General features: G+C 42.4%; 13 protein-coding genes and 2 pseudogenes. 12 read left to right on the top strand and 3 right to left on the bottom strand.

The window, feature by feature from the left end; genetic code table 11:
• Positions 1-145 precede the first annotated feature (145 nt).
• The 4 genes from AB0756_RS22805 to AB0756_RS22790 all read left to right on the top strand — a co-directional run bounded on the left by AB0756_RS22805 (position 146) and on the right by AB0756_RS22790 (position 5,806).
• Positions 146-3,559, top strand: coding sequence for a molecular chaperone (locus tag AB0756_RS22805; RefSeq protein ID WP_038078068.1), 3,414 nt, complete (start codon positions 146-148; stop codon positions 3,557-3,559).
• A 262-nt stretch (positions 3,560-3,821) separates the two neighbouring features.
• The gene (locus AB0756_RS22800; protein ID WP_038078065.1) at positions 3,822-4,964 is read left to right on the top strand and encodes a hypothetical protein; all 1,143 of its coding nucleotides are present in this window, start codon (positions 3,822-3,824) and stop codon (positions 4,962-4,964) included.
• A 117-nt stretch (positions 4,965-5,081) separates the two neighbouring features.
• Complete coding sequence (locus AB0756_RS22795; RefSeq protein WP_038078060.1) at positions 5,082-5,327, top strand: UPF0175 family protein; 246 nt, start codon at positions 5,082-5,084, stop codon at positions 5,325-5,327.
• On the top strand, positions 5,324-5,806 hold the full coding sequence (locus AB0756_RS22790; protein ID WP_038078058.1) for a DUF3368 domain-containing protein: 483 nt from the start codon (positions 5,324-5,326) through the stop codon (positions 5,804-5,806). The genes AB0756_RS22795 and AB0756_RS22790 overlap by 4 nt, the downstream gene beginning before the upstream one ends.
• 1 nt (position 5,807) lies before the next feature.
• On the opposite strand, the gene AB0756_RS22785 is transcribed toward AB0756_RS22790, so the two are convergent.
• Complete coding sequence (locus AB0756_RS22785; RefSeq protein ID WP_038078056.1) at positions 5,808-6,719, bottom strand: SDR family oxidoreductase; 912 nt, start codon at positions 6,717-6,719, stop codon at positions 5,808-5,810.
• A 130-nt stretch (positions 6,720-6,849) separates the two neighbouring features.
• Here AB0756_RS22785 and AB0756_RS22780 point away from each other — a divergent pair, with 130 nt between their 5' ends.
• The gene (locus AB0756_RS22780) at positions 6,850-7,383 is read left to right on the top strand and encodes an ankyrin repeat domain-containing protein (RefSeq protein ID WP_038078053.1); all 534 of its coding nucleotides are present in this window, start codon (positions 6,850-6,852) and stop codon (positions 7,381-7,383) included.
• Here the strand turns inward: AB0756_RS22780 and AB0756_RS22775 are convergent.
• Positions 7,281-7,586, bottom strand: a pseudogene (locus tag AB0756_RS22775) (helix-turn-helix domain-containing protein); the annotation flags it as partial. The gene AB0756_RS22780 and the pseudogene AB0756_RS22775 overlap by 103 nt on opposite strands.
• Before the next feature lie 196 nt (positions 7,587-7,782).
• Here AB0756_RS22775 and AB0756_RS22770 point away from each other — a divergent pair.
• Positions 7,783-13,845 carry an AAA family ATPase gene (locus AB0756_RS22770; protein ID WP_038078050.1) on the top strand — a complete coding sequence of 2,021 codons (6,063 nt, stop codon included), beginning with the start codon at positions 7,783-7,785 and terminating at the stop codon, positions 13,843-13,845.
• A gap of 590 nt (positions 13,846-14,435) precedes the next feature.
• On the opposite strand, the gene AB0756_RS22765 is transcribed toward AB0756_RS22770, so the two are convergent.
• Positions 14,436-14,618 (bottom strand): hypothetical protein, encoded by a 183-nt coding sequence (locus AB0756_RS22765; RefSeq protein ID WP_202048654.1) that lies wholly within the window; start codon positions 14,616-14,618, stop codon positions 14,436-14,438.
• A 161-nt stretch (positions 14,619-14,779) separates the two neighbouring features.
• Here AB0756_RS22765 and AB0756_RS22760 point away from each other — a divergent pair, with 161 nt between their 5' ends.
• From AB0756_RS22760 to AB0756_RS22735, 6 genes and pseudogenes are all read left to right on the top strand, one after another.
• Positions 14,780-15,229: a cupin domain-containing protein gene (locus AB0756_RS22760; protein WP_038078046.1), complete on the top strand. Its 450-nt coding sequence runs from the start codon at positions 14,780-14,782 to the stop codon at positions 15,227-15,229.
• A gap of 53 nt (positions 15,230-15,282) precedes the next feature.
• Positions 15,283-15,594: pseudogene (locus tag AB0756_RS22755) on the top strand (GMC family oxidoreductase N-terminal domain-containing protein); the annotation flags it as partial.
• Positions 15,545-15,832, top strand: a complete 288-nt coding sequence (locus AB0756_RS22750; protein ID WP_408019862.1) for a GMC oxidoreductase — start codon at positions 15,545-15,547, stop codon at positions 15,830-15,832. The pseudogene AB0756_RS22755 and the gene AB0756_RS22750, both read left to right, overlap by 50 nt.
• 411 nt (positions 15,833-16,243) lie before the next feature.
• On the top strand, positions 16,244-16,747 hold the full coding sequence (locus tag AB0756_RS22745) for a DUF305 domain-containing protein (RefSeq protein ID WP_336604382.1): 504 nt from the start codon (positions 16,244-16,246) through the stop codon (positions 16,745-16,747).
• Between the two features lie 18 nt (positions 16,748-16,765).
• Entirely contained in the window at positions 16,766-17,863 is a 1,098-nt protein-coding gene (locus tag AB0756_RS22740; protein ID WP_237265944.1) for a zinc-binding alcohol dehydrogenase family protein, read from the top strand.
• A 226-nt stretch (positions 17,864-18,089) separates the two neighbouring features.
• Positions 18,090-18,953, top strand: a complete 864-nt coding sequence (locus tag AB0756_RS22735; RefSeq protein ID WP_038078039.1) for an alpha/beta fold hydrolase — start codon at positions 18,090-18,092, stop codon at positions 18,951-18,953.
• The last annotated feature ends 105 nt before the right edge of the window (positions 18,954-19,058 follow it).

The following is a 19,058-nucleotide window of genomic DNA, read 5'->3' as shown; positions in this document are numbered from 1 at the left end:
GTCTTAGCGGTTCAATAAATGAATTTCAACCGCATAGGAGATTCAGAGCTTAGAGAGAGGGCGATCGCGACTCATTAAAAATTAGATACGGCGGTGTAATACTCACTCAATTCTCATCCAAAATTCTAAAATCTAAAATCACAAAATGCCAGTCAAAATCGAACTATTAAATCGTTACCAACTACGCTTAAAAGACGACGATCTTTTACTGCTACCCGTTATTGAAATTAAACCAACTGATAACTTCAACTTACCCCACATTTCCAGAATTGATATCTCTGTCACTGGAACACCAGAAGATTTAGCACTACAGATACAATCAGCTTATAAAAGTGTCAATTTCAGTACAAGTAAACTTTTAAAACTGACAACTCCACAACGATTAAAGCAAATAGATTGCAGGTGGGATAGACCTTTATCAATGCGTGTCAACTGCATTCTCTTGGTCACTGTGGAATATTTCGATTCTGATGAAGTTGGTAACCCAAAACTGTTTGCCACACAAATTGCCGTGTCTGAATGTAATATATGGACTAGCGCACCAGTTGAAGAAACAGAAACTAAAGTTTCATCTGCACTCATCACACCACCACCTCCAGGACCTTTTTTTAAATCAGAACCAATACCAGAAATGCAAAAGCCAGAAATTTCCTATCCAGGTTGGTTTGCCATAGATTTTGGTACGTCTAATTCTACAATTACGCTGTACGATCCTAAGGTGATTGTGACTCCAGATAGCTTTCCCAGCGAGCAAGAAGCAAGGTTGCGGGAACGCATGGCGTCATGGCTGAACCACCGCCCTGTAGATAATATACCGGGTATTAGTCGGGATGCATGGGAACAAGAATGGCAAAAGTTTTTGACCGAACTGAGTAAAGATTTGAAAGAAATCAATTCTGTGACTCGTCACAATTTGGGAGATCGACTTTTTCGGGGTGTAAACAATATTGATTTGTTGGAAACTATCAGACAAATTGAAATTTGTTTGAGCAAACGTCTGGGTTGGTTTCGCCGTGCAGCAAGCAAACGGTTGAATCAAATCTATCATGAAGTTTTCCGCGTACCTCCGTTAGAATGGCAAAGTTTAATACCAGTAGAATTAGATAAAGATCGCCGTCTGAATGAAATTTCTAGTGAGTTGGAAGTTTCTCATTTGGAACCATCTCTACCAAAAAACGATCGGGCAAAAGTTAAAGTGGTTTTGGGCGAACAAGCCAAGCAGCACCGACTCGATGCGATTAGGAATGGAGAGGATATTGAAGGTAGGTTTTTGCATTCTCCCAAACGTTACTTTGGACAAGAACGTTCTTTTCAAATTACACTGAATGGCAACTCTGAAAGCATTGAAGTCAACAAACTCCTTCAAGCTGCTTATGCTCAACTGATAGAGTTAACTGAGAAGTACCGCCAACGCTATCCCGGTAGATGTTCTGAAGGAAAATTCTATCGCGCTGTCGTAACTTATCCAACGATTGCCTCACCGTTTGTTCGTCGTGAAATTGAAAATTTGGTGAGACAATTGGATATTGAAGATGTGCAAATGGCTTACGATGAAGCTATATCGGTCGCCCTCTTTTTTCTCTGGCGGGAATTTGGTGGCGATCTGAATGTGGGGATTGAGTCATTTAAAACCCGTTGCCGTTACAATGGGGATAAATGGTGGCAAAATGTCCTGGTTTTAGATATTGGTGGCGGAACGACGGATCTGGCATTGATTCGCCTGACGTTGGAAGAAATTAATCCCTTTGAGCCAGGAGAAGATCGGGGTGATGGTGGGAGATATTACAAACTGACTCCTAAATTACTGGGTTCTTCCGGTCATTTGCAATTGGGTGGTGAGTTGATTACTTTGCGATTGTTTTTGTTGTTGAAAGCAGCGATCGCAGACTGTTTGCTAACGGCTGTTGTCCGAGAACGGCTAGACAAGGATGTTTTAAAAGTACAACCAGAAGAGTTAAGCGATTACTTCCTCGATAATGGTAAATACTTACCCGGTAGTTTGTTAGCTTATGTGGATAAAGAAATTCGAGAAGGTGATGCTTATAAAGATGCATTAAATGCAGCAGAAAAAGTAATTCCAACTCGTTGGAAATATGCGTCATCCCGCGCTCAAACTTTTTACACTCTCTGGGAACAAGCAGAGAATGCAAAAATTATACTCGGTCAAAAGCGACAGAAAGATGCTCCCGAACCAGTGTTTGTTGTCAACGGGCAAAAAATCTTTGAGATGCTGCAGCAAAATGATATTCAATTACCAAGTGAGGCGATCGATACCCTCAGTGTAACCCTGACAGTCAAGCAATTTGAAAGAGCCGTCTCTCCTGTCATTCGAGAAGCGATCGGTATTGCTCAAGGTTTAATTGAGAATGCGTTTGGAAGCAAGGTACCTGAGTCTCAAAATTCCCAAAACAACAAAGAGCAAGTTGATTGGTTTATTTTATCAGGAAAAACCTGCAATCTTGAATTGGTCAGTCGAGAACTCTATCAAGTTTTTAGCAAGTCAGATTATTTTGTTTGGAATGACGAGCGAGTTACCTTTGAACCAGAATATACAAAATTGGCGACTTCTGCAGGGGCTTGTTTTGCTGAAAAAATTAGACAACTGGGTTTCTCTCCTAAAGATTCAAAAGAATTGCTGCGTAGAGGCGCAAACCAGCTTTATATAGATGTTAAAAATTTATTTTATTTCCTCCCTTGCTCCTTTAAACGAGAAGTCATTGGAGGAAATTTAGATCCTATTTTCCAAGCAGGTCAAGAACTTTATCAACTCCAAGTGAATGACTCGCTTGCAAGATTTCGCAGTACCTGGCAAGGGATGCAATTAACAAATAATATCATTCGTCAAGATTTTGAGAATATCAAGCCTCAACTTTGGGGAAGCTACAACGGTGAGGCGTTGAGAAGAAAACTAGACATGAGTGAGGAAGATTTTAAAAACCTCATCAAAATTCAGTTTGAAATCAATCAAAAGCTTGATATCGATTTACTACTTTGTCAGAGTAATCCACACTACTTAATTCCGATTAATCTTCCTTGCTTGGATGCAGCAAAAGCGATTTCAACACCAACAGTCATTTCTGATGATGGTCAAGTTATCTGTGATATCGCCGTTAACGTTGCAGAATCGGCAAATGCTTTAAAAACAGATGCTCACACCGTTATCTTTCAGGCTCAGAAAGACTACAGCAACGATTTAAGAGTTTTTCGCTATGATGACGGAGATGTACAGCCCCAAGGAAAAGGATTAATTACAGAATTACCTGCATTTCCTGCTAGTGGAAAACACACTTTTTACTTTCAATTTCACAACCCACAATCAAATAAATGGGAACTCATCGGTCAGTTACCGGAACCAGAAGTGAAAACAGAATATCCCTGTCGATATTACGTTTCTTTAAATGAGAAAGGAATTCTGAGAGTGCATGCATTTGAAGTTCCTTACCTAACTTCATCAGATCCGAATTGTCTTAAACAAGAAGGATATGTTTTTCGAGACACCCTCCAACCCCAACCCAATGATGTGAAAGCAGAACGCGATCCCTTTTCTGGAGAACACTAAACATTTTGAATTCTGGATTGATTGATTTTAGATTTTGAATTCTAGATTGATTGATTTTGGATTGATTGATTGTAGATTCATAATTCATAATTCATAATTCATAATTGATTTTAGATTGGCTCGAGCCCAGGTTCTACCTGGGACTACCTTCTCAGAGGCAGAGCCTCTGGTAAACTTAATGGAGGCATAGTCCTCCGCTCGTAGCAGTTATGCATGGGAAGACAGCGCTACTACGAACCAATGAGGACACATCGGAGGAATTATGCAGCACCTCAGCAAGTTATTGGAAATTGAAAACTCAAATTTAGCTTGGGTACTGCGGTTGGGATTGCACGGACTGCGAACTCAATTACAGGAAGCATTAAAAATGGTGCAGACCGATCCGGGAAACATGGCGTGTGAGGAATTGCTGAGGGAATTGGATGTTCTTTTGCAATCTGTCAATACACCGCAATCAACTCACGAAAAAACGATCGCATCCGAACAAGATGATGCTTCTTGGGAAGATGTGTTGGAACCAGTTGCAGGTGAGTTGAAACTCAGACAAATTTGTGAAGCTTTGTTGGTTGACCGAGAATTAAGCAATTATATCGGTCAGTATGAATTTTACAGCACAAGTGATGCCGATTTATGGAACGAGATACAACGTCTGCTACTGCGAGTTCCTGAAAAATTAGCTCATACTTGGCGAGAGTATCTCGTAAAAGCACTAGCTCAAGTAGGGGCTGTGGAGGACAAGGAACTCTACTTATCTTTACCCTTTACTCGCCATGAATGTATTTATCCCGGTTTGGGTGGAAAAGTTAAAGCTTCTGGATTGTGGTTTTCAGATCGAGTTGATTTTGACTCAAGACTGATGGTGGAAAGGAGTGGAGGAGAACTAGATTTTCTTGCAGGAGTTGTTTCTATTTGTCTCCAATTTATTGAAAGCGATCCGCTTGTACATCACGCGCTGAAAAGTGTAGATAGATTTGGGATTCGGTCTTTGAGCTTGGAATCAGAAAAATCTAAGTACGTCACTGCGTTGATCGATCGTTTTCGCCGCGTCCAAGCAACCGCAGACAATAGCGACTCGGCTGTGGCATTGCGTGCGAGACTGGATTTAGATGAAGCAATCCACTCGTTAGTTTACTTACCCTGTAGCGATCGCTTTTCTTGGTGGGGGAAACTGCAACAAGAAACACGGCGCACTCTTGACTTAGTAGTCGCAAAAGCACGCCAAGCCGGACACCAGGTACAAATTCGCCCGTTATGGGGAATTTACGCTGATGTTTTCAATTGGTCAAAAGACGATTTGCAACTAGATATCGGCGGTGTACCGGGGGAAGTCTCTGCGTGTTTGCGAGTTTACGCCAAGATTGATGACGAGCTGCTTCCAGGACGAGTACTTTTCCGGTCATCTTGATGAGTTTGCGCGATCGTCGCACGTTTTACAGTGTGCTCTTTTATGCACTTATTAAATCAAAGCCCTATCCCAATCGCCTATCCTAGTATTTAGAATTCTTAATTAATCCTAAAAGCCATGAGTATCATCATTCCAGATGAAGTATTGCAAGCAACCCAAATGTCTGAGCCTGAGTTATTGACTGAAATTGCAGTCATGCTTTTTCAAAAGGAAAAATTTACTTTAGGTCAAGCAAGTCGTTTTGCAAAAATGAATCAACTCCAGTTTCAACACTTACTTGCAAGTCGTCAAATTCCTCTCCATTACGATGTTGCCGAACTCAAGGAGGATGCAAAAAGTCTGGAAGCAAATAATTGGAAATGATTGTAGTTAGCGATACATCACCTATTAGTAATTTGGCTGCTATCGGTCAATTAGAATTACTGCAACAACTTTATGGTAGTGTAATTGTTCCTACAGCCGTTTATCAGGAATTTCTCAATTCAGGAGAGACAGATCCCGCTGTTTTGGCGATTCAAACTGTCAACTGGATTGAGATTCGTTCTGTCGCTAATATTACTTTGCTTCAAACTTTGCAAAATAATTTAGATATCGGCGAAGCTGAAGCTATTACCCTTGCTGTTGAATTAAATGCTGATAGATTAATTATAGATGAACGAAGAGGTAGAAATGAAGCAATTAGGTTGGGTCTTCAAGTAACTGGAATATTGGGGATATTGCTAGCAGCAAAACAACAAGGATTAATTTCGTTGATGCAGCCATTATTAGACGATTTGATTGCTAATGGCTTCTGGATTCGAGAACAATTGTACGCAGAAGCTCTTAAATTAGCTGGGGAATAACTTAAAAATTTACCCCGAACGGAAAACTATCCAGATAGGATGCACTATTTTCAACGTTCCGGTCGAAGTAATTTCCCCAATGAGGCTTTCTACCATCAATATCTGTAAAGCCATACTTTGTTGACAGGTTCCACGAACTCAGAACCTTTCCTGAGTACTGCTTAACCTCCGGATCGGCTGCAAGTGCTGCGATCGCACGACCAATGAAAAACGGAGTTTCAGACGCAATGAAATGAGGATCTTTTTTCGCTCCTTCTTGCCAATTTGCTTCGGTGACACCAAAATGCTCTAGCATGGCTTCCGAACGCAGAAAGCCCGGAGTCACAGCAACAGATGTAATGTTGTAAGGGAGCAGTTCTTTTGACATTGCGTAAGCAAGGCGAATAATGGAAACCTTTGCCAAGTCGTAGAAGAAGTTACCGCGATACCCCAAACTATCGCCATCAGTGACTTCAACAATCAATCCTTGTTTTCGCTCAACCATCAACGGGATAGCATAATGGCTGGTGATGATATGCGTGTGGATGCCCCGTTGTTGCATGAGTAGCCCGTTTGATAGCGACTGCTCCCAAAAAGGTTTACCCCACTCCATCAAAGTGTCTCCACCCCAAATGTCATTTACGAGAATATCGAGTTGTCCTTGCTCGCTCTTAATCTGCTCGAATAAAGATTTTACTTGCTCCTCAACGGTATGATCGACTTGTACGGGGATACCCACACCACCCCAAGCGTTAACCATCTCTGCTGTTTCTTCAATTGTTTCAGGACGATTGCCAGTTGCGGGTTTGCCCCGAACGCTGCGTCCCGTGCAGTAGACTGTTGCTCCCGCTTCACCCAGCATGCAAGCTATTCCACGTCCCGCTCCACGAGTTGCTCCCGTCACAACTGCTATCTTACCTTTTAAAGGTTGCATTCTGCCCTCCAGTAATAGTCTTTGAGAGATAGCTGTTTTTTAAGCTAACAGTTGCTCCTTGATAGTAAATAGTCTAGCCTAAGTGTAAATAATATTCATTTAAAAATAATTTTATTAGGAATTTTTACATATGACTATATTGTCTGATATCAGTGATGACTTGAAAAACCCGTTTATCCTTTTATCTTTAGGTTTTGGCTTTGTCTGCTTAGTTTCAAGAATTTGGAACGACCCCTATACCCTCTTGCATCATGTAGTATCATTTGGTCAATTGAATATAGTGAAAATCTTACTTAAATGGGGCATTAGTGCTGATGTCAAAAAACATAAAAGTATGGCTCCACTTTGCGTTGCTGCAAAGTATGGATACAGAGATATCGCTCTCATACTGATTGAGAATGGGGCAGATATCAACGAAGGATTATATGAGGAAAGCGGATGGAATCCATTGATTGAAGCTGCAATATATAACAATGAAGAAATGATTGAAATTTTAACAGCAATTGGAGCCAAAAAAAGTCCACATTTTGCTGCAATTAGAGGCGATATAAACTTAACCAGACCTGGTAAGCTAAACTTTTTTGAACTAATTAAAATGTTTTCAATTTTATATACTGTTCGACATACTGCGGATTCTGAAAGTCCCCAATCTAATCCAATATGATAATAAGTACGGTATTCTCTCCAATATTGAATTACCATTAAAACTTGGTCTTCAATAATTAATTTAGGACGACGACCAGATTTCTTTTTCTTTTTTTCATCAGCTTTAACTACATCAACCATAGAATCAAAGGTTTTACGGCTTACACCAGTCATGCGCTTAAATTTTTTTGCAGTAAGCTGCTTGGCTTTCTCTATTTTCACGGCTCCTCAAAGTCCCAATTACAAATTGCAAAGCCCTTAACTATACTACAAAACACTTTTGCAAGAGTCCTTAACTGTTAACTGGGCTGTTGAAGCCGTTGCTCGTCTTGGCACCCTCTGATTTTGGCTAAGGTATTGTTATGAAAATTAGTGTATAGTTTGAGGTAAGCCAGATCATATTCACCAGAGAAGCTTTATGATTGCTCTACCTGGTATCGCCATCCAAGACAAGATATACGAAAGCTCTAATTCTCTAGTGTATCGAGGCATGAAAGACGATGGAGTAGCGATCGTCGTAAAAATGCTCAAGCAGGATTATCCCTCACCTCAAGAACTAATCCGCTACAGACAGGAATATAGAATTACCAGTTCCCTCAACTTGGAAGGAGTTATCAAGGCATACAGCCAGCAAAACTATCAACGCACTCTGGTGATGATTTTAGAAGATTTTGGGGGAGAGTCATTAGAGCAATGGATGCACAAGCGCCCAGATATTTTCTGCCCGATGCCTTTATCAACTTTTCTTGGTCTGGCGATCGCCCTCACCGATATTTTAGGCAAAATCCATGCTGCCAATGTCATTCATAAAGATATCAACCCTGGAAACATAGTCCTAAATCTGGATACTGGCGTTGTCAAAATTATTGATTTTGGGATTGCCACCCAATTTAACTGCACGAATCCGACTTTCAATAGCCACTATGTTATAGAAGGGACACTCGCCTACCTTTCTCCAGAGCAAACAGGGCGAATGAACCGTTTGCTCGATTACCGCACCGATTTATACTCCCTTGGTGTGACGTTCTACGAACTGCTAACCGGACATCTGCCGTTTCAAACAATGGATATGCTAGAACTAGTCCATTGTCATATTGCCAAACGACCCCCTTCACCTCATGAAATAAATACAAATATTCCCAAACCAGTGTCAGATATTATTTTGAAACTGATGGCGAAAAATGCAGAAGATCGCTATCAGAGTGCCTGGGGAATAAAAGCAGATTTAGATATCTGTGTTCAACAATTAGAAGAAATCGGTCAAATTTTTAGCCTTCATCTGGCGCGTCAAAATGTTTCGGGTCAGTTTCAAATTCCCCAAAAACTGTATGGGCGGAACAAGGAAGTTGCAATATTACTGGCGGCTTTTGTTCGCGTAGCATGTCCGGAGGACAATCGTGTAGCGTGTCCAGAAAACAATCGCATTTCTTCTTTACCAAACAATTTAGAAACGATTTCAGAAAGGGAAGCAACGGGCAATTCAAAATTCTCAGTTGAAATGATGCTTGTCTCTGGCTACGCCGGAATTGGTAAATCAGCATTAGTGCAGGAAATTTATAAACCGATTACCCAAAAACGTGGCTATTTTATCTCTGGGAAATTCGATCAATTCCAGCGCAATATACCTTACAGCGCGATCGCCGATGCTCTGCGAAAATTGGTGCAGCAAATACTGGGTGAACCAGAGAAACAAGTGCAACAATGGCGATCGTACCTGTTGACAGCATTGGGAAGTAACGGACAAATCATCATAGATGCGATCCCAGAAGTTGAGCTAATTATTGGTAAACAACCACCTGTACCGTCCGTTGGAGCAACTGAAGCTCGAAACCGCTTTAACCGAGTCTTTGGGCAGTTTGTGCGGGTGTTTTGTACCAAGGAACATCCACTTGCGATCTTCTTAGATGATTTGCAGTGGATAGACTCAGCAACCCTGAAGTTAATTGAGTTGATGCTGCTTGATGAGCAAACCCAATATTTATTTTTGATTGGAGCCTATCGAGATAATGAAGTCAATGCAACGCATCCACTAGTATTAATGTTAGAGAGACTGCGAAAACAAGGAGCAGTGCTTAAAGAAATTATCTTAGCACCCTTAACGCTAGAGGCATTAAGCCAGTTGATTGCTGAAACATTATATCAGGATGCTGAAACTGTTCGTTCCTTAGCTGAGTTGGTACTACGTAAAACTGAGGGTAATCCTTTCTTTATCAATGAATTTTTGAGAATGCTGTATAGCGAAAATTTATTGACTTTTGATACACAACACTTAAGTTGGCAATGGGATATTGCTCAGATTCAAGCTCAAAATATCACTGATAATGTTGTGGAGTTGATGCTCCTCAAGCTGAAGAAACTTCCAGAGGTGACACAGCAAATTCTCCGGTTAGCCGCTTGTGTTGGGGCTGAATTTGATTTGGAGACGTTATCGATTGTTTGTGAAAAAAGTCCTAAAGTGGTTTTCCAAGATTTACTAGCAGCCATACAAGTAGGACTAATTCAGCCCCTCTTAGAATTAGACGAGAACTTGCTAGTTCAAGATTATAAGTTTTTGCACGATCGCGTGCAGCAAGCCGCCTATGCCTTAATTGATGGCTCGCAACAACAGCTTGTGCGCTTACAAATCGGTCATAATCTCCTAGAAAAAACCTTACCAGAGCGGCTAACAGACAAATTGTTTGAAATTGTCGATCATCTGAATTATGGAATTGAGCTTGTCACCGATCGAGTAGAACGAGATGAAATTGCCAAGTTAAATTTAATGGCAGCTTACAAAGCAAAGGGGGCGATCGCCTACGATGTAGCTGCAAAATATCTGGACTCAGGAAGATTATGGCTGGCAGCTTCTAGTTGGCAAACCAACTATGACCTAACTTTAGAGTTATATCTAGAAACAACAGAAGTCGCGTACTTATGTGGCGAATTTGAGCGAGTAGAAGACTGGGTAGCGATCGTTATAAAAGAAGCAAAAACTATTCTTGACAGCGTGAAAGTTTACGAAGTCAAAATTCAGACCGACATTGCACAGAGCCAGCTATTAAAAGCAATCAATACTGCACTGTCAGTTTTGCAGCAACTGGGGATCGATTTTCCCGAAACACCCAGTCAGGGAGATATTCAGCTTGAACTAGACGCGATTGCATCTATTTTGAGTGAGAAACCGATCGAGGACTTGATCCATTTGCCCCAGATGACAGAGCCGAGCCAGTTAGCAGCGATGCGAATTCTATCAAAGATAGCGATTTCTGCCTATATTGCTGCCCCTAATTTGATGCCTTTACTGGTGTCTCAACAGGTCAAATTGTCCGTCCAGTACGGTAATGCGTTGGTATCTCCTTTTGCGTATGCCAACTTTGGATTAATTCTTTGTGCAATAGTCAAAGACATAGAGTCTGGCTACCAGTTTGGAAAGCTTGCTTTAGGGATGTTGTCACAGTCAAATTCTCATGGGCTTAAATCTAGGACTTTAAACATTGTAAATAACTTCATTATCCACTGGAAAGAACATGCAAGAGTCCTATTGAAGCCATTACTAGAAGGCTATCAAAGTGGGCTGGAAACTGGAGATTTAGAGTTTGCCGCTTATTGCGCTTATACTTACTGTTTTCAATCCTATGCCAATGGAAAAGAACTTGTAGAGGTTGAACGTGATATGGCAATCTATGGTAAAGCAATCCATCAAATCAAGCAAGAAACAGCACACACCTGGAATCGAATCTTTCGACAAGCTATCATCAACTTGATGGGATACTCAGTCAATCTAACTCGTCTCATTGGCACATCCTACAACGAGGAAAATGAACTGTCACAATATGAAGCAGCAAATGATGGAAGCAGTATATTTGCTGTATATTTCAACAAACTTTTTCTATGCTACCTATTTTATGAATATGCTCAAGCCGTTGAAAACGCAGTCCTAGCGGGAAGTTACTTGATCCGATTAACAGGCACAACCCTTGAGCCTTTGTACTATCTCTATGATTCTCTGGCAAGACTTGCAACTTATCTCGATAGCAGCGCTCAAGTGCAGGAGGAAATCCTGGAAATAGTTGTAATTAGCCAGAAGAAAATGCAGCAATTGGCATATTATGCACCAATGAATTATTTGCATAAATATCAATTGGTGCAAGCGGAGATGGCACGAGTTTTGGGCCAGTTACTTGAGGCAGAAGAGTTCTACGAACAAGCAATTGTTGGTGCAAGAGACAACGAGTATCTGCAAGAAGAAGCATTAGCATACGAGTTAGCTGCGAAATTTTACCTGTCTCGTGGTCGGGAAAAGTTTGGACAAACCTACATGAAAGAAGCTCATTACTGCTACCAACGCTGGGGAGCGACGGCGAAGGTGGAAGATTTAGAAAATCGTTATCCGCAACTATTTCCTCAATTGTCTGGTGGGGCTTACACGCCAATCGACACAACTTCTAGAAGCACTTCTAACACCTCACCTGTCGCTTTCGATTTAGTAACGGCGATCAAAGCATCTCAAGCAATTTCAAGTGAAATTGAACTCGATCGATTGCTTTGTTGCTTAATGAAGATATTAATCGAAAATGCTGGCGCACAAACAGGTTTTCTAATTTTAGAAAACTCAGGAAAATGGGTGATTGAAGCCTCTGGTGAACTCATAGAGGGTGAGAATGTTTATGCTACACAATTACTGCAATCTATCCCAACTGCAAATCATCTACCTGAATCAATTATTAATTATGTTATTCGCACTCATGAATGTGTCATTTTAAATGATGCTACCCGTGAAGGTAATTTTATTCATGAATCATATATTCAAGACAATCAAATTCCATCAATCTTATGTTTGCCTCTGCTGAATCAAGGTAAGCTAGTGGGCGTGTTGTATCTAGAAAATAAATTAGCGGTTGGAGCATTTACACCAGAGCGATCGCAAATTTTGCATCTACTCTCCACACAGGCAGCCATTGCGATCGAAAATGCCAAACTCTACTCACAGCTACGCACTAGCCAAAGCCAGATGGCTCAATTTCTAGAAGCAATTCCAGTGGGTGTTGCCGTCGTGGATACAGCAGGTCGCCCTTACTTCGTCAACCAACGGGCAACTCAGCTAACAGGCAAAGGGGTTGTGTGTTCTGTGACAGCCGATCAACTCGCCCAAACGTATCAAATTTATCTGGCGGGAACCGATCGACCTTATCCCACTGAAAAACTGCCAGCAGTCTTAGGTTTGCATGGCGAACGCAGCAGAATTGACGATATGGAGATTCAGCAAAACGGCAAAACGATTCCAATTGAAGTGTGGGGAACACCAGTTTTTGACGAACAGGGCAATGTGATTTATGCGATCGTAGCCTTTCAAGATATCACAGAGCGCAAACAAACAGAGCAATTGGTAGCTGATTACAACCGCACCTTAGAGCAACAAGTAATTGAACGAACTTTGCTTCTTTCTCAGGAGATTGAAGAGCGCCAACGAGTGGAAATTGCTTTGCGACATAGTGAAGAGCAATACAGGCTGACAATGGACTTCACCCACATTGGCAGTTGGAGCTGGAATATCATTGAAAATACAACAGATTGGAACGATAACCACGCTCGATTGCTGGGGTTAGTACCAGGTGAAGTTGAGAGTAGAACTCAAGCATGGCGCGATCGCGTTCATCCAGAAGACATTCATCGGGTTGAGCAAGTTGTTGAAGCATCTCTAGCAACCCATACCGATTGTGAAGTAGAATATCGAGTCATCCACCCAGATGGTAGTATTCACTGGTTGATTAGCAGAGGCCGAGGCATTTATAACTCAGCCGGACAACCTGTGCGAATGTTGGGTGTGATTCTTGATATTAGCGAACTGCACAACGCAGCACTGCGTGAACGCAAACTTGCCGAAGCCACGTCAATTCTGGAAGAACGCAACCGTATGGCGCGAGAAATCCACGACACTCTAGCACAAGCTTTTACTGGCATTCTACTGAATGTTGGAGCAGCGACACAAGTGCTAACAGATGATTTGGAAGCGACACAGGCACATCTTGAAATGGTGGAGGATCTGGCACAAACTGGGCTTGCCGAAGCACGTCGTTCTGTAGCAGCACTCCGCCCCCATCTCTTGGAATATGGCAACTTGCATAGCGCCTTATATCGTCTGGTGGCTCAGATGAGAGCTGTTGCCGATACATCTCTTATTTACGAAATTAAAGGCACAGCCTATCCAATGCCTGCCGAGGTTGAGAATAATTTACTACGGATTGGACAGGAAGCATTAACCAATGCCGTAAAATACGCTCATGCTTGCGAAGTTCGGGTTGAGTTAGTATATGAAAATACACAATGTATCTTGCGCGTTAAAGACAATGGACGGGGCTTCGGGGTTGGTAGTATTCCAAGAGTTGGCGGATTTGGATTGCTGGGAATGAGCGAGCGTGCAGAAAATATTGGAGCGCAACTGAGGATTGTGAGCCAACCTGGACAAGGAACAGAAATTGTTGTCATTGTAAATCGAGAGTGAAAATATCAAGAATGCACTGGTTACAAACGCAACGTAAATCGAATTTTAAGTAAATAGGGAGTAAACGATCGCACTCAAGCTGTGATTATTGCTGTTAAACAAGGGATTATCAATTTGTAAGTAAGTTTTACTAAAGTTGGACTCCAAATTCCAACTTTAGTTAGAGCCAACCATCCATCTTGAAATCGACTTATTTATCAATCGCTCAATTGAGCAAAAGTTTGAACTTTTAGCGGACGACAAATCAGAGTCAATTGCATATATTAGCTATATACAACCACTAATTACAGCAGATTCGGAGTTAATGAGGTACAGTACCTAATTCAAATTCCGACGTTTAAAAGCGACTCTGCAATTGTTGTACCTCACATACCTCAAAAGTGCTGTATGTAATATGTTTAGATTGAGATTCCAAAACCACATTACTGCCTTTCTAGTCGCCTTCTAATTTTCTTCTGAATGACTTAGACCTTTCCAAAAACTAGTTTTTAGCTCAGTTAGTAATCAAAGGGGAGTAGAAGCGGCACCAGGTTTGTTTGTGAATGGAATACGTTATATCAATCGCTGGAACCAGGAGCAGATTATCGCAGCTATTTTTCAAAGCCACAAATTAAGTAAATAACGATCGCCAAATGTTTTGTTCCCGTGGTAACGCCTGATAACATTGCCAAAGCTGTTATCTTTCTTGCATCAGATGGCGGTAACTTTGTAAACGATATCTCGCTATTTGTCGATAGCGAGATGGCACAGATTTGAACTTCACCTCTATACATTTAACAAATTATGGAGACTGTTAATCTGTTTTTAGACCCGATCGGCGCGATTTTAAAGACAAGATCGAGCCGGACTATTTCTACGAAGGGAAGTAGAGACCCCGCGCTGGTGCCAGCGACTCGTTGTTGATTCTAAAACTTATTAAAAAAGGAACAATCTAATGACACAATCTTTCTGGTTATTCGGTTCTTGCATGCGTATTCTTGCAGATGCTGCAACTACCGCAGGTCAGTACGACCTGGTTGAAGAATATATCCTTCCTGGCTCACAAACACCTCCCCATCTCCACACGCGCTATTCTCAACAAATGTACGTGTTAGAAGGAGAAGTCACGGTCTGGGCGGGTGATAAAAAGGTCGTGCTGAGTGCGGGTGAAAATCTCCTAATTCCAATTGGCACACCTCATATGGTTGCTGTCTTCGGCACTAAACCAGCTCGCAATTTAGTGATCAATGCACCAAGCGGTCCTGCTCGGTTGATTGAAGCAGTAGGTACGCAAAATGAAACGGAAACCCCAGATATGGAGTTACTTTTGAAAATTTCCGCCGAGCTTGGTGACGAAATTCTGGGTTCCCCCGGAGCCTTACCCTTCGCTGTTAAAGAAGCATAGCTAATTCATTGCAGACAACGTAAAGGAGAATTAGCATGGCTCATTATGACTAGATTGTGATTGGTGCAGGTTCGGCTGGCTGCGTCGTTGCTAATCGTCTAACAGAAAACAGTAACACAACCGTATTACTTCTCGAAGCGGGCAACCCCGATACAAAGCCGGAGATTTTCATTCCGTCAGAAGTCATGAGTTTACTTGGCTCCGAGGTGGACTGGGCATACTTTTCTGAACCAGAACCCTATCTCAACAATCGCAAAATGTTTTGTCCCCGTGGCAAAGTTCTAGGGGGTAGCAGTTCAATTAATTTCATGATGTATGTCCGAGGGAATCATCACGACTATGACCATTGGCATTCATTGGGGAATCCAGATTGAAGCTTACATCCGGGATAATTGCAGTACAGTGTATCATCCGGTCGGCACTTGCAAAATGGGTACAGACTCAATGGCGGTAGTAGACCCGGAATTACGAGTGCATGGAGTTGAGGGGTTAAGGGTTGTTGATGCATCGATCGTGCCAACGATCGCGACAGGAAATACGAATGCGCCTACCATCATGATTGGTGAGAAAGCAGCTGCTTTAATTAAAGCCAGTCGCATCTAACAAACTCTTCTTACAAAGAAAGGCAGCCTTGCTGGAGGCAGCTATGCTGAAGGGATTCTGTCTCCTGTCCTCTGAAATAAAAATGCGCGTTGTGGGAGTAGCGCCCACTAAAAAAAAGATGTTTTTCCAAGATGCGTAGCACGAGGAAAAACGGCGTCCTTGTTTCAATCCCCTGTCTTGAGGCAGGGGTCCTTCTGCCCTCTGCCCTCGTACTTCTGCCTTCTGAACAGGATGTAACTGAATTTTATGAAATTAGCAACTCCTTTGCTTGCGCTCGCTTTTACTGGCAACTTAATTCTCGCCGCTTGTTCAAATGCCCTTAGGACCTCATCTGTCGGCTATCAATCTGCCTCACCCTCGCAAGATGTGGTACAAAGCCCAATAGGCAATATGGATCGGGGTTCTATGAATATGAACCTGGGGCCCAAAGATGCAAATTTCGATTTGCGGTTCATTGATGGCATGACTCCCCATCATCAAGGAGCGGTGACAATGGCGCAAGAGGCTTTACAGAAGTCACAGCGACCAGAAATCAAGCAGCTAGCTCAAGCTATCATCAATGCTCAGGAAAAAGAAATTGCTCAGATGAAAGCATGGCGGACAGCTTGGTATCCGACTGCTAGTGCAAAACCTGTGATGTATGACGCTCAGATGAAAATGGACATGCCTATGACGGATTCTATGCGTTCTAGCATGATGATGAATGGCAATTTGGGAGCCGCAGATGATCGGTTTGATTTGCGCTTCCTCAACGCCATGCTGCCTCATCATCAAAGCGCACTGACGATGGCGAAAGAAGCTTTGGAGAAGAGCGATCGCCCTGAAACCAAAAAGCTGGCTCAAGATATTATCAATAGCCAGCAGCAAGAAATTTCTCACATGCAGCAGTGGAGAAAAGCATGGTATGGACAATAATTTAGCAAAGGTACAGAGATGAGACGGCGGTCTACAGCCGTTAAGGGGGCAGAGAAAATTGATTTTCACAGATATCTGACAAAAACCATGAAAGCAATTGCAGTTGATTACACTCGTCCTAACCATACACCAGAATGCTTTGCTGAAATTACGATTGAACAACCCACCATTGGGGCAAAAGATTTGCTAGTGCGCGTACAGGCAATATCAGTCAACCCAGTCGATTACAAAGTTCGTTCATCTATTCAAGACAAACAATCTACACCCCGAATTTTAGGATGGGATGCGGCTGGAGTGGTAGAACAGGTCGGGTTACAAGTCAGCTTGTTCAAGCCGGGAGACGAGGTATATTACGCAGGCAGTATTACCCGTCCTGGAAGTAACAGTGAGCTTCATGCTGTCGATGAACGAATTGTCGGTAGAAAACCTGCTTACCTTTCGTTTGAACAAGCGGCGGCACTACCATTGACTACCATTACAGCTTGGGAAGCGTTGTTTGAGCGAATGGCGATCGCCCCACAAACGTCAGCCAGTAAACGTGATAAACACATTCTGATTATTGGTGGTGCAGGTGGTGTCGGATCAATCGCCATCCAATTGGCAAAACAGGTTGCTGGACTAACGGTCATTGCAACAGCATCCCGACCTGAAACATTTGAGTGGTGTCTCAACATGGGAGCGGATTACACCATCAACCACCATCAACCATTCAAGACAGAACTTAAGAAGATTGGTATTCAGGAAGTAGATTATATTCTCTGTTTGAATGACACAGAGCAACATTTGGTAAATATGGCAGAGACGATTAAACCGCAAGGGAAAATCTGCTCGATCGTGGAAACAGAACATCCCCTCGACATGAATTTACTCAAGAACAAAAGTGTAACGTTTGCATGGGAGTTTATGTTTACGCGCTCTATGTATGAAACTGATGACATACAAGCTCAACATGAAATATTGAATAAAGTTTCTACATTAATAGATCAACAAGTAATTCAAAGTACAATGACCGAGCATTTGGGAGCTTTAAACCCAGAGAATCTCGCCAAAGCCCATACTCAACTGGAATCTGGGCGAACGATTGGCAAATTGGTTTTGTCCGGATTTGCCCAATAGCGTGGATAACTTTTTCAAACTCAATTTTACCAAGTTTAGAGTTAACTAGTGAAGAAGAAACTGCGCTTTTACTGCCATCAATTAGACTCATGCCAATCAAATCGTGTTTGATACAACAACGGAATCATATGAGGAAGCACTTAGCCATGCAATGCAGCTAACAAAGTTTGATTCGATTTCAATGTGCTGGAATTAATTGTCACCTTACAACAAGGAGCAAAGTACTGTGTTGCATTCAGAAGAAGCGATCGTCAGGACTCAAGGTCTCAAGCTCTGGTATAAAGTCTCCGGTACGGGTCCTATCTGTATCATGCCTACTCCAGGCTGGGGGCCGAGTTCAGATATGTACTTTCAGACATTGACCCCGCTCGAAACGATGTTCACCCTTGTCTATCTCGATACACGCGGCACTGGTCACTCAGAGCGACCGACACAAGCAAATGCGTATACATACGATCAATTCGCTGCCGATGTTGATGCGCTCCGATATCAATTAGGACAAGATCGCGTCTGGTTAATGGGACACTCTGAAGCTGGGCGTCACGCGCTCTATTATGCCTTACAGTACCCTGACCATTGTGCTGGTCTCATCCTTCTTGACGCAGTAAGCTTCCAAGATGAGCAGTCGCGTATGGATATGGAAGCACGTATCCAGAAACGCCAGCACGAACCCTGGTTTGACCTCGCTTACCAAGCCTTCACAAGTCAGAGGATGCCAGAGTCAGATGCAGCCTTGGCGACGTTGGTTCAAAGCATCTTGCCATTCTATTACTACGATGTCGCTAATATCGAGATGAATGCAGTCTACCATGCTGCAACCTCAATGTCTGTGGATGCGTTTAAGGGTTCTACTCAATGCCAGTGGCACAAAACCAATCTGATGCCGCGCCTTGGAGAGATACGTGTTCCAACCTTGGTTGTAGTTGGCAGCCATGACTTTATTTGCTCACCACTCCATGCTCATCGACTCCATATGGGAATTATAGGCTCTAAGCTCATTTTGATTGAAAATGCGGGTCATTTTTCCTGGTTTGAACAACCCGATCTGTTTTTCAGCAAAGTGAAAGAAGGTTTAACCACCGTTCAGTAAAATCTTGTATAAAACCTATCTGGCATTTACATATTCCTTAGTACACGTCACCGGAAAAACGGGTCGGAAATTATGCGGCAATCACGAGGTCACTTGGAGTCATAT

This window comes from Tolypothrix campylonemoides VB511288_2, from assembly GCF_045999855.1.
Classification (GTDB): Bacteria; Cyanobacteriota; Cyanobacteriia; order Cyanobacteriales; family Nostocaceae; genus Scytonema; species Scytonema bouteillei_A.
This window is presented reverse-complemented; position numbering and strand designations above follow the sequence as displayed.

Coding starts and splice junctions, on each gene's coding strand:
- AB0756_RS22805 (WP_038078068.1), top strand. CDS start 146: ATGCCAGTCAAAATCGAACTATTAAATCGTTACCAACTACGCTTAAAA.
- AB0756_RS22800 (WP_038078065.1), top strand. CDS start 3,822: ATGCAGCACCTCAGCAAGTTATTGGAAATTGAAAACTCAAATTTAGCT.
- AB0756_RS22795 (WP_038078060.1), top strand. CDS start 5,082: ATGAGTATCATCATTCCAGATGAAGTATTGCAAGCAACCCAAATGTCT.
- AB0756_RS22790 (WP_038078058.1), top strand. CDS start 5,324: ATGATTGTAGTTAGCGATACATCACCTATTAGTAATTTGGCTGCTATC.
- AB0756_RS22785 (WP_038078056.1), bottom strand. CDS start 6,719: ATGCAACCTTTAAAAGGTAAGATAGCAGTTGTGACGGGAGCAACTCGT.
- AB0756_RS22780 (WP_038078053.1), top strand. CDS start 6,850: ATGACTATATTGTCTGATATCAGTGATGACTTGAAAAACCCGTTTATC.
- AB0756_RS22770 (WP_038078050.1), top strand. CDS start 7,783: ATGATTGCTCTACCTGGTATCGCCATCCAAGACAAGATATACGAAAGC.
- AB0756_RS22765 (WP_202048654.1), bottom strand. CDS start 14,618: ATGTATAGAGGTGAAGTTCAAATCTGTGCCATCTCGCTATCGACAAAT.
- AB0756_RS22760 (WP_038078046.1), top strand. CDS start 14,780: ATGACACAATCTTTCTGGTTATTCGGTTCTTGCATGCGTATTCTTGCA.
- AB0756_RS22750 (WP_408019862.1), top strand. CDS start 15,545: ATGTCCGAGGGAATCATCACGACTATGACCATTGGCATTCATTGGGGA.
- AB0756_RS22745 (WP_336604382.1), top strand. CDS start 16,244: ATGAACCTGGGGCCCAAAGATGCAAATTTCGATTTGCGGTTCATTGAT.
- AB0756_RS22740 (WP_237265944.1), top strand. CDS start 16,766: ATGAGACGGCGGTCTACAGCCGTTAAGGGGGCAGAGAAAATTGATTTT.